The following is a 9,780-nucleotide window of genomic DNA, read 5'->3' as shown; positions in this document are numbered from 1 at the left end:
CCCGTGCCCCCCCACCCCCCCCGGCCCTCCGGCCTCCCCCCCCCCCCCCGCGCGCCCCCCGGCCCCCCCCCCCGCCCCGCCCCGCCCCCCCCCCTGCCCGCTCAGGCCGCCGGCACCGTCCGCTCCGGCGTGTTCCACCCGGAGACCCGCACGCCGGGTGCCGAGCCGTGCAGGCCGGCGGTCCGGTAGGTGGCGGTCAGCGTGACCGACTCGCCCGGCCACAGGCTCACCTCGTTGTCCGACCAGCGCACCGGCAGCACCGGCTTGCCCTGCGCGTCCACGAGGTGGACGTCCGTGAGCAGCGCCGGCGTCGTCCCGCTCCCGCTGTGCCGCAGGGTCACCGTCGTGGTCGAGGTGCCGTCCGACGACCTCGTGGCCGCCGTGGCCGACACCGGCACCGGGGCCATCGAGGCGAGCCCCTTCAGGTCGGCGTAGCCGGTCGTCGGCGTGTGGTACCAGGTGGTGCCGTTCCAGTCGAGGGTGTCCGCCCTGGTGGAGAGCCAGTACACGTTCCGGCTCACCTCCGTGCCGTCCGCGTCCGTCAGCACCAGCCGGAGCAGGTACGTCCGCGCCAGCCCGGCCACCGACGACGGCAGGGTGAGCGTCGCGCCGTGCGCCCCGCCCCCGTCGACCGTCACACCGGTGGCGGTCCTGTCGTACATCTGCGTCCCGTCCGGGTTGAACAGCGTGGCCCGGGCGGTGAGGCCCCGTGCGGCGGCGGACCGGTTGTTCACGACGACGACCGAGCGGTTGTCGTACGAGTACTGGATGTGCAGCGGTTCGTTCGCCTTCTTGGCCCCGAAGTAGGAGCCGTTCTGATCGAGGTAGCGGTCCGTGAGCTGCCAGTGCAGGGAGGTCCAGCCGCTGTTGAACATCCAGTGGATCACCCCGGTGGCGGGCCGGTCCGGGTCGCCCGCGTTGCGGCCGTAGGCCTCGAACTGGGCGCGGACGTTCTCGTACTGGGCGAGCTGGGCCTTGCGTACGTAGTCGGTGAGGCTCGTGGGGGTGCCGTAGCGGCCGGCGAGGGCGTCGTCGTAGATCCGGAGGGTGCCGAAGACGCTGGACGGCGAGCGGTGGTACTGCCGGGCGTCCGGATCCTGCCACAGGGTGTCCAGTTCGGCGGGTGTCATCATCCGGCGCAGGCTGTCGAGGGTGGGGATACTCGGGCCCGCGCTGGTCTCGGAGTTGAACCCGGTGGCCCCGCCCTCGCGCTTGGCGTACCAGTAGCCGGGCGGCACCCAGTCGTAGGGGCCGGTCATCTTCATGCCCGAAGCGCCGAGTTCCGGGGAGGGCCGGTCGGAGGCGGAGGGGACCACGGGGGTGGGCCAGTCCGCCGCCCTCAGTGCGTCCAGGTAGTTCCTCTCGATCGTCGCGTCGGGGGCGAAGTCGCTGCCGATCAGGAAGGACAGCACGCTCGGGTGGCCGCGCAGCCGGGCGGCCTCGGCGGCCATGGACGCCTTGGCGACCGGGTAGTCCGCGGCGTTCCAGCGCTCCCCCTTCTCGGTGCCGTTGACCTCGCCCTCCCACTTGCCGCAGCACTCCCAGCCCGGCAGGACCAGCAGGCCGAGGCGGTCGGCCTGCTCGAAGAACTCGTCCGGCTCCAGGTGGCCTTCCAGGCGGAGGGTGTTCAGGCCCAGGTCGAGGGCGTACTTCAGGCGGTCCTCGGCGTAGGCGGGGTCCCAGCGCAGGAACGCGTCCGGGGACCAGCCGCCGCCCTTGATCAGCAGGGGGCGGCCGTTGACGCGGTACTGCCGGGCCCCGTCGGAGTTCAGCGGGGCCCGGACGTCCCGGATGCCGAAGGTCTCGTGCGCGGTGTCGGAGACCGTGCCGGCCACGGTGGCGGTGAGGTCGAGGCCGTACAGCGGCTGGCCGCCCATCCCGGCCGGCCACCACACCTTCGGGTCGGTGAGGTGCAGGCCGGGGGTGTCGGCGGGGGAGAAGGTGACGGTCTTCGTCTCGTGCGCGGCGAGCGAGACCGTCCTGGAGAACGCCGTACCGCCGATGCTGCCGCGGACCTCGGCCGTGACGGCCGCGTCCGTGTCGTTGCGGGCCCGGGCCTTGACCGTCAGGTCGGCCGTGGCGAGCGACGGCACCGCCAGCCGGGTGACCACGTGCGCGTCGCGCAGCGCCACCGGGCCGCCCCTGCGCACCACGACGTCCCGGACGAGGCCCATGTTGCGGTCGGGCGGCGGCTGGATCCAGTCGAGCCAGCCGATGGTCAGGTCCTTGTGCGGGTCGTTGGGCCGGATCCGGAAGGCGACCGTGTTGGTGCCGGGCCCGACCAGCGAGGTGATGTCCAGCTCGTGGTGGGTGTACGTGCCGGTGACGTCCGCGGCCGAGGCCACCTGACGGCCGTTGACGTAGACGTCGGCCGCCGAGACGACCCCGCTGAAGTCGAGGGAGGTGCGGCGGGAGGTGTCGTCGACGGTGAAGTCGGAGCGGTACCACCAGGGCACGTCGAAGTCGGCCCGGGGGATCCGCTGCAGGTTGGTGGAGCGGAACGGGTCGGCGTACACGCCGTTCGCCAGCAGCGCGGCCAGCACCGTGGAGCGGGGGCCCGCCGGGTACCAGCCCCGCGCCGGATAGCCGGGGGAGGACACGGCCGCCGCGGAGTCGCTCACCTTTGCGGTGGACTGGACGGCGTAGCCGGTCAGCGGGGTGCCGCTGCCGGCGGCGGAGGGCACGTGGGTGATCCGGGCGGGCCGGTGCGGCTCCGCCGTGTCCCGGGGGGCGGCGGCCCAGGCGCCGGTGGTGAGGGAGCCGGCCAGGGCGAGGAGCGCGGCGGTGGTGGGGAGCCGGCGGGCGGTGCGAGGGAACACGGCGGTCTCCAGCCTCGTAAAGTTAGGAAACTTTACAAATCGCGGTCACGCTAGGGGCCGCCCCGGGCCGTGTCAACGACCCGCGCCGCCGGGGGCTTGCGCTGGGTCAGGTTCCGGCCGTCCGGCGTTCGAACACCAGGTCCCGGGCCGTGTCCAGGGCCGTGGCCACCGCGCCCAGCAGGACGGCGTCCGCGCCCAGCCGGCTCGGCGCGATCCGGGGGCGCAGCGGGGTGAGGGCGCGCAACCGCTCCCGTACGGGCCGCAGCAGCAGGTCGACGCTGTGGCCGACGCCGCCGCCGAGCACCACCAGGTCCGGGTCGAGCACGGCGGCGGCCGCCGCCACGGTGTGCGCGATCCGCTCGCCCTCCTGCTCCACGGCCCGCACGGCGGCCGGATGACCCTGCCGGGCCGCGTCGAACACGGCCTTCGCCGTGAGCCGGCCGCGCATCCCGAACTGCCGTGCGGCCTCCACCACCGCCACCCCCGACACCGCGTCCTCCAGCCGCTCCGGCTGCTGCCGGCCGTGCCACGGCAGGAACCCGATCTCGCCGGCCAGCCCGTGGGCGCCGGTGAAGAGCCGCCCCTCGCCGACGATCCCCATCCCGAGACCGGTGCCTATCAGGATGTAGGCGAAGAGCCGGCTGCCCGCGCCGACGCCGTACGTGTACTCGCCGAGCGCCGCCAGGTTGGCGTCGTTGTGCACCTCCAGCGGCACGCCCAGCTCCGCCCGGATCCGGTCCACCAGCCCGGCCCGCCCCCAGCCCGGCAGATGCATCGCGTACCGCACCCGCCGCTGCTCCCCGTCGTACACCCCGGGCGTGCCGATCACCCCGTGCACCACCTCGGCCGGGTCCACGCCCGAGTTGGCGATCACCTGCCGGGCGGTGGTCACGACCAGGCCGGTCAGGGCGGCGGAGGTGCGGGCCCGGTTGCGTACGTCGGCCCGGGCGACGACCGTGCCGTCCAGGTCGACCACCGCCACCCGCAGCCAGTCCCGGCCGATGTCGACGCCGAGCGCGTACCCGGCGGCCGGATCGGGGGCGTAGAGCACCGCGGTGCGGCCGCGCTCCGGGGCCTGGGTGCCGACCTCGTGCACCAGGCCGGCCGCCGCGAGTGAGGCCAGTGCGCTGGACACCGTCGGCTTGGACAGGCCCGTGTCGCGAGCCAGTTGGGCGCGCGAGGCGGCACCGAGCGTGCGCAGCCGGTCCAGGAGCAGCCGCCCGTTGGTACTGCGCAGGCGCCGGCGGCTCCAGGGCTGTTCCTGCTGCTCTACGACGTCACTGGCGGGCATCGCACCATTCTCGTGCATCCGTGTCGCACACTTGACGCCTCTAGTAAGGCTCCTTAACTTTATCGGCCTGTCCGCCCCCGCCGGGTGCGTCGCGCGCCCGTCGCGTCAGGAGTCCCCATGTCCGGTAGCCCGCCGCCCCCGGGTGGTTTCGTCCGCCGCGTCGGCCTGTTCCAGGCCACGGCGATCAACATGAGCCAGATGTGCGGCATCGGCCCGTTCGTCACGATCCCGCTGATGGTCGCCGCGTTCGGCGGCCCGCAGGCGGTCGTCGGCTTCGTCGCGGGCGCGGTGCTCGCCCTGTGCGACGGGCTGGTCTGGGCCGAGCTGGGGGCCTCGATGCCCGGATCCGGCGGCAGCTACGTCTATCTGCGCCAGGCCTTCCGGTACCGCACCGGCCGCCTGATGCCGTTCCTGTTCGTGTGGACGGCGATGCTGTTCATCCCGCTGATCATGTCCACGGGCGTGGTCGGCTTCGTCCAGTACCTGGGCTATCTCGCCCCCGGCCTCGGGCAGAGCGCGGGCGATCTGATCGGCCTCGGCGTCATCGCCCTGGTGGTCCTGCTGCTCTGGCGCGGCATCGAGCACATCGCGCGCATCACCGCCGTGATGTGGGCCGTGATGGTCACCTCGGTGCTGCTGGTGATCGTCGCCGCCGCCACTCACTTCAGCCCACACATGGCCTTCACCTATCCGGCGGGGGCCTTCGATGTGATGGGCAACCACTACTGGGCGGGCTTCGCCGCGGGCCTGACCATCGGCATCTACGACTACCTCGGCTACAACACCACCGCCTACATGGGTGCCGAGATCAAGGACCCCGGCCGTACGCTCCCGCGTTCGATCCTGCTGTCGATCCTCGGCATCATGGCGATCTACCTGCTGCTGCAGATCGGCACCCTGGGCGTCGTCGACTGGCACCGGATGACCGACCCGCACGACATCGCGTCCACCTCGGTGGCCTCCGCGGTGCTGGAGGAGACCTGGGGCGAGGGCGCGGCCGACACGGTGACCGTGCTGATCCTGGTCACCGCGTTCGCCTCCGTCTTCGCCGGCCTGCTCGGCGGCTCCCGGGTGCCCTACGACGCCGCTCGGGACGGAGTCTTCTTCCGTCCGTACGGGAAGCTGCACCCGAAGCACCGGTTCCCCGTGCTCGGCCTGGCCACGATGGGCGTGATCACCGCGGTCGGCTTCCTGATCGGCCGCCACACCGACCTCGCGACCCTGATCCAGCTGCTCACCACGGTGATGGTCATCGTGCAGGCACTGGCCCAGATCGTCGCGCTGACGGTGCTGCGCAGGCGCCGGCCCGACCTGCCCCGTCCGTACCGGATGTGGCTGTACCCCCTGCCCGGCGTCGTGGCCTTCGCCGGCTGGTGCGTGATCTACGGGTACGCCGACGAGAACTCCCCCGGCCGCCGTCCCGTCGAGTGGTCCCTGGCCTGGCTGGCCCTGGGCTGCGCGGCCTTCCTGGTCTGGGCGCGGCGGGAGAGGGTGTGGCCCTTCGGCCCGAAGGAGGCGGGCGAGGAGGCCGGGGAGGTGCGCACCGCACTGGAGACGGGCTAGCGCCGCCGCCGTCGAAACGCTCCTGCCCGCCCGGACCGCGGGGCCCGGCGCCGGGGCGTGGGGCGGCCGGCCGTGCGCGGGGCGCTCACCCGACGCACCGGGGCCCCGGGGGATCGCCTGCCGGCAGGACGACCCGGCCGCGGGCACGCGCAGGCCGGTCCGCCCGGGCGAACCGGCCTCGCGTTTCCCTTCCTTCCTCTTCTCGATCTTCTCTTCAAAGGCTGGTGGGGCGTCTACGGCCTGGGGGCGCTCTTCGCCGCCGTACCGGCACATATCAGGCCGAGGGCGAGGGCCAGGGCTCCGATGACGATGTTGTTGACGATGACGCCCGCGTCCGGGCTGCTGCCCACGATCCACGGGGCGATGATCATCCAGATGCCCATGGCGCACATCGCCCAGCTCAGGCCGTACATACGCTCGGGTGCCCGGCTGAATCCGAGGGCCAGCAGGCCGATCGCGATGCCCATGATCAGGTTGTGCGTCACGAGGGCGGGCTGGCTGAGCGTGTAGTGCAGGATCCACGGGGACGCGGCACAGTACAGGCCGAGCAGGAACGCCGGCCCGTCGACGAGCGCCACATCCCGGCCGCCGAGCATGCGGGCGTAGCGTTCCCGCATTTCGGACACATCGGGGTGGCTTGATATGTCACCCCTGTGCAAGTTGGCCATGAGTCGTCTCCTTTGACTTCGGGCCATACCGCGTCTGTGCGGTGTGCGGTAAGCGCCGCATGCTCCATTTTGCGCTTATTTCATGCTTATGTGTAGAGGTGAGGACGTCCCGTGCAGGGGTGGCATGCCCTCGCCGATCGCGGGCAGCCGGATCGGTACAAGCTGTACATTCCGTTCGGGTCAGCGACGCAGGAGGTGGCCGCCGTCATGAGTGCGAAGGTGTTGGAGCGTTTCCCCGCCGGGGCTCCGCGCGGATCGTGGCCCGCGGAGGAGTACGCGGCTGCCCGACGCGCCGAGGGTGAACCCGCGACCGTGGTGATGGACCTGAAGTCGGACGCCTTCCTCGTGGTGGTCGACCGGCCGGAGGAGGACGGCCGCCCCTGAGCGCCGCCCGGCCTGATCCGAACGACAGGTCCTAGCTCTGCGCCAGCTCCCGCGCCCGGCGCACGAACGCGGTGTGCAGGTCCTGGGCCGCCTGCGGCACCGACTCCGCGCGCCGGCGCTGGAGCATCAGCAGCACCCGGGTGGTGTCGTCGGCGAGCGGCCGGTACGTGATCGTGCCGGACCGCTCCAGCGGATCCCCGGCGACGCTGAAGTCCGGCAGCACGGTCGCCCCGAGCCCCTCGGCGACCATCAGCTTGCCCATCTCCGCGCCGTCGGTCGAGTACGAGAACACCGGGGTACGGCCGGACAGCAGCCGGTGCACATAGCGGTGCATCACATACCCGGTGCGCATCGCGATCAGCGGGGTGCCGAGCAGGTCGTCGGCGCCGACCACGCGCAGCGCGGCGAGGGGGCTGTCCGGCCGGAGACACACCACGGGCCGCCCGCGCAGCAGTTCCGTGCACTCCATGCCCGCGGGGACGTCGTCGCCGTCGAGGTGATTGACCAGGCCGAGGTCGAAGCCGCCCTCCGCGAGCCCGCGCTGGATGTCCGTCTGCTGCGCGGCCACCACCTCGACCTGGGTCACCGGATGCGTGGCGCGGAACTCCCGCAGCACGGGGATCAGCAGCGGCACGGTCGCCGCGTTGACGGTGCCGACGCGCACCATGCGGCTGATGCGGTGCTGTTCCCCGGCCGCCGACCGCAGCCGGTCCACCGCCTCCAGCACCCCGACGATGTGCGGCAGCAGTTCCCGGCCCGCCGCGCTCATCGTCGCCCCCGACCGTTTGCGCTCCAGCAGATCGACGCCCAGCTCCCGCTCCAGGTTGCGCACGGTCTCGCTCAACGCCGGCTGGGAGAGCCGTAGTTCGTCGGCCGCCCGGCGCAGTGAGCCGAGCCGGGTCACGGCCGCGATGTATTCCAGCTGTTCGGTCCGCACCGTCGCAGAATGCGCGGCCGGACACGGCGGGTTCAAGGGTTTCCCTGTCACACCTTCGTGAAATTCAATGGTCCGGGATACGAGACCGGTCGGGTTTTCCTTGACGGCCTTCAGTGGCTGCTGCCACGATCGACGGCATGACGATGCGACTGGACCTCACGCGGCGACGCCATGTCGACCTCGCGCGCGTCTCCAGCGCCTCCTGTTGCGCCGCGGTCTGATCCGCCGCGTTCTCCCTCACCCCTCCCGGGTTTCCCGGCACGCCTGAATTCCCAGCCTTTTCCCTGCCGCCCTGCGCTGCCCGGGATTTCGCGTGCCCGAAATTCGTCGTGTTTCCCGCAACAGGAGTTCCGCATGCCCGCCGCACCCGTGAAATTCGCCTACTGGGTCCCCAACGTCAGCGGGGGACTCGTCACCAGTAAAATCGAGCAGCGCACCGACTGGGGGTACGAGTACAACCGCCGGCTCGCCGTCCTCGCCGAGAACAACGGCTTCGAGTACGCCCTCAGCCAGGTCCGCTACATGGCCAGTTACGGCGCCGAGTACCAGCACGAGTCCACCAGCTTCAGCCTCGCCCTGCTGCTCGCCACCGAGCGCCTCAAGGTCATCGCCGCCGTCCACCCCGGTCTGTGGCACCCGGGCGTCCTGGCCAAGCTGGGGGCCACCGCGGACCACTTGTCGAACGGCCGCTTCGCCGTGAACGTCGTCTCCGGCTGGTTCAAGGACGAGTTCACCGCGCTCGGCGAACCCTGGCTGGAGCACGACGAGCGGTACCGCCGCTCCGAGGAGTTCATCACCGCCCTGCGGCGGATCTGGACCGAGGACCACGCCGAACTCGCCGGTGACTTCTACCGGTTGCGCGACTTCTCCCTCAAGCCCAAGCCCCTCGCCGCCCCCGGCCGACCGCACCCGGAGATCTTCCAGGGCGGCAACTCCACCGCCGCCCGGCGGATGGCCGGCCGGGTCTCCGACTGGTACTTCTCCAACGGCAAGGACTTCGACGGGGTCGCCGAGCAGCTCGCGGACGTCCGCGCGTCCGCCGCCGAAGCCGGGCGCGACGCACCGAAGTTCGGGCTCAACGGCTTCCTCATCGCCCGTGACACCGAGGCCGAGGCCCGCGAGACCCTGCGCGAGATCGTCGCCCGGGCCGACACCGAGGCGGTCCACGGCTTCGGCGCGGCCGTGCGGCAGGCCGGGCAGTCCACGGCCGACGGCAAGGGCATGTGGCAGGACTCCGCCTTCGAGGACCTGGTCCAGTACAACGACGGCTTCCGCACCGGACTCATCGGCACCCCGGAGCAGATCGCCGAGCGGATCGTCGCCTACAAGGAACTCGGCGTCGACCTCTTCCTCCTCGGCTTCCTGCACTACCACGAGGAGGTCGAGTACTTCGGCAGGCACGTGCTGCCCCTCGTCCGCGAGCTGGAGGCCGCCCGGCCGCAGACCGAACCCGACACCGCCCCCGCCCACGCCTGACCGCCGGACCGGCACCCGCTCCCGACCTTCCTCCCGGGCACCCTTCCCCGCAAGCCTGCCCGGCGCACCCCAGAAACGAGGCACCCATGGCCACCGTCCTGTCCGTCTCCGGCAGCCCCTCCGCCTCCTCGCGCACCGGCCGCCTGCTGCGCCACCTGGACCAGCGGCTCGTCGCCCAGGGCCACGAGGTGATCCCGCTCGACGTCCGCACCCTCCCGGCCGAGGCCCTGCTCGGCACCGACTTCCGGCACCCCGCCATCGTGGCGGCCGCCGAACTGTTCGCCCGCGCCGACGGGGTCGTGGTCGCCACCCCCGTCTACAAGGCGTCGTACTCCGGTGTCCTCAAGGCCCTCCTCGACCTCCTCCCGCAGTACGCGCTCACCGGCAAGACCGTGCTGCCGCTCGCCACCGGCGGCTCCACCGCCCATGTCCTCGCCATCGACTACGCCCTGCGACCGGTGCTCAGCTCCATGGGTGCCGCCCACATCGTCCAGGGCTGGTTCACCCTCGACAAGGACATCACCGTGCGGGAGGACGGCTCGGTGACCGTCGCGCCCGCCACCGTCGAGGCCCTGGGGCACGTGGTGGACCAGTTCGCCGCCGCCCTGGACCGTACCCCGCAGCTGGCGGCGGCGAGCTGAC

9 protein-coding genes are annotated in these 9,780 nt (G+C 72.2%); 5 read left to right on the top strand and 4 right to left on the bottom strand.

Features of this window, described 5'->3' with window-relative positions:
* Positions 1 to 101: 101 nt before the first annotated feature.
* Complete coding sequence (locus tag ABZ923_RS13160) at positions 102 to 2,819, bottom strand: exo-beta-D-glucosaminidase (RefSeq protein ID WP_361470411.1); 2,718 nt, start codon at positions 2,817 to 2,819, stop codon at positions 102 to 104.
* Between the two features lie 106 nt (positions 2,820 to 2,925).
* Positions 2,926 to 4,110: an ROK family protein gene (locus ABZ923_RS13155; RefSeq protein WP_361470409.1), complete on the bottom strand. Its 1,185-nt coding sequence runs from the start codon at positions 4,108 to 4,110 to the stop codon at positions 2,926 to 2,928.
* Between the two features lie 117 nt (positions 4,111 to 4,227).
* On the opposite strand from ABZ923_RS13155, the gene ABZ923_RS13150 reads away from it, so the two are divergent.
* Positions 4,228 to 5,673: an APC family permease gene (locus ABZ923_RS13150; protein WP_361470408.1), complete on the top strand. Its 1,446-nt coding sequence runs from the start codon at positions 4,228 to 4,230 to the stop codon at positions 5,671 to 5,673.
* A 233-nt stretch (positions 5,674 to 5,906) separates the two neighbouring features.
* Here the strand turns inward: ABZ923_RS13150 and ABZ923_RS13145 are convergent, their stop codons facing one another.
* Complete coding sequence (locus ABZ923_RS13145; protein WP_361470406.1) at positions 5,907 to 6,341, bottom strand: SPW repeat protein; 435 nt, start codon at positions 6,339 to 6,341, stop codon at positions 5,907 to 5,909.
* 207 nt (positions 6,342 to 6,548) lie between these two features.
* Here ABZ923_RS13145 and ABZ923_RS13140 point away from each other — a divergent pair, with 207 nt between their 5' ends.
* On the top strand, positions 6,549 to 6,725 hold the full coding sequence (locus tag ABZ923_RS13140; RefSeq protein WP_361470404.1) for a hypothetical protein: 177 nt from the start codon (positions 6,549 to 6,551) through the stop codon (positions 6,723 to 6,725).
* A gap of 31 nt (positions 6,726 to 6,756) precedes the next feature.
* Here the strand turns inward: ABZ923_RS13140 and ABZ923_RS13135 are convergent, their stop codons facing one another.
* Complete coding sequence (locus ABZ923_RS13135; RefSeq protein ID WP_361470402.1) at positions 6,757 to 7,662, bottom strand: LysR family transcriptional regulator; 906 nt, start codon at positions 7,660 to 7,662, stop codon at positions 6,757 to 6,759.
* Between the two features lie 137 nt (positions 7,663 to 7,799).
* On the opposite strand from ABZ923_RS13135, the gene ABZ923_RS13130 reads away from it, so the two are divergent.
* The 3 genes from ABZ923_RS13130 to ssuE all read left to right on the top strand — a co-directional run bounded on the left by ABZ923_RS13130 (position 7,800) and on the right by ssuE (position 9,779).
* Complete coding sequence (locus ABZ923_RS13130) at positions 7,800 to 7,883, top strand: putative leader peptide (RefSeq protein ID WP_361470427.1); 84 nt, start codon at positions 7,800 to 7,802, stop codon at positions 7,881 to 7,883.
* A gap of 133 nt (positions 7,884 to 8,016) precedes the next feature.
* On the top strand, positions 8,017 to 9,138 hold the full coding sequence (sfnG, locus tag ABZ923_RS13125; protein ID WP_361470400.1) for a dimethylsulfone monooxygenase SfnG: 1,122 nt from the start codon (positions 8,017 to 8,019) through the stop codon (positions 9,136 to 9,138).
* An 86-nt stretch (positions 9,139 to 9,224) separates the two neighbouring features.
* Positions 9,225 to 9,779, top strand: coding sequence for an NADPH-dependent FMN reductase (gene ssuE / locus ABZ923_RS13120; protein ID WP_361470398.1), 555 nt, complete (start codon positions 9,225 to 9,227; stop codon positions 9,777 to 9,779).
* The last annotated feature ends 1 nt before the right edge of the window (position 9,780 follow it).

Source organism: Streptomyces sp. NPDC046881 (assembly GCF_040645015.1).
Classification (GTDB): Bacteria; Actinomycetota; Actinomycetes; order Streptomycetales; family Streptomycetaceae; genus Streptomyces.
The sequence above is the reverse complement of the archived record's forward strand: the minus strand, read 5'-3'. Positions and strand labels throughout refer to the sequence as shown.

What these genes read in the sequence shown, in the direction of transcription:
- ABZ923_RS13130 (WP_361470427.1), top strand. Translation starts at nt 7,800, where the DNA reads ATGACGATGCGACTGGACCTCACGCGGCGACGCCATGTCGACCTCGCG.
- ssuE (WP_361470398.1), top strand. Translation starts at nt 9,225, where the DNA reads ATGGCCACCGTCCTGTCCGTCTCCGGCAGCCCCTCCGCCTCCTCGCGC.
- ABZ923_RS13145 (WP_361470406.1), bottom strand. Translation starts at nt 6,341, where the DNA reads ATGGCCAACTTGCACAGGGGTGACATATCAAGCCACCCCGATGTGTCC.
- ABZ923_RS13140 (WP_361470404.1), top strand. Translation starts at nt 6,549, where the DNA reads ATGAGTGCGAAGGTGTTGGAGCGTTTCCCCGCCGGGGCTCCGCGCGGA.
- sfnG (WP_361470400.1), top strand. Translation starts at nt 8,017, where the DNA reads ATGCCCGCCGCACCCGTGAAATTCGCCTACTGGGTCCCCAACGTCAGC.
- ABZ923_RS13150 (WP_361470408.1), top strand. Translation starts at nt 4,228, where the DNA reads ATGTCCGGTAGCCCGCCGCCCCCGGGTGGTTTCGTCCGCCGCGTCGGC.
- ABZ923_RS13155 (WP_361470409.1), bottom strand. Translation starts at nt 4,110, where the DNA reads ATGCCCGCCAGTGACGTCGTAGAGCAGCAGGAACAGCCCTGGAGCCGC.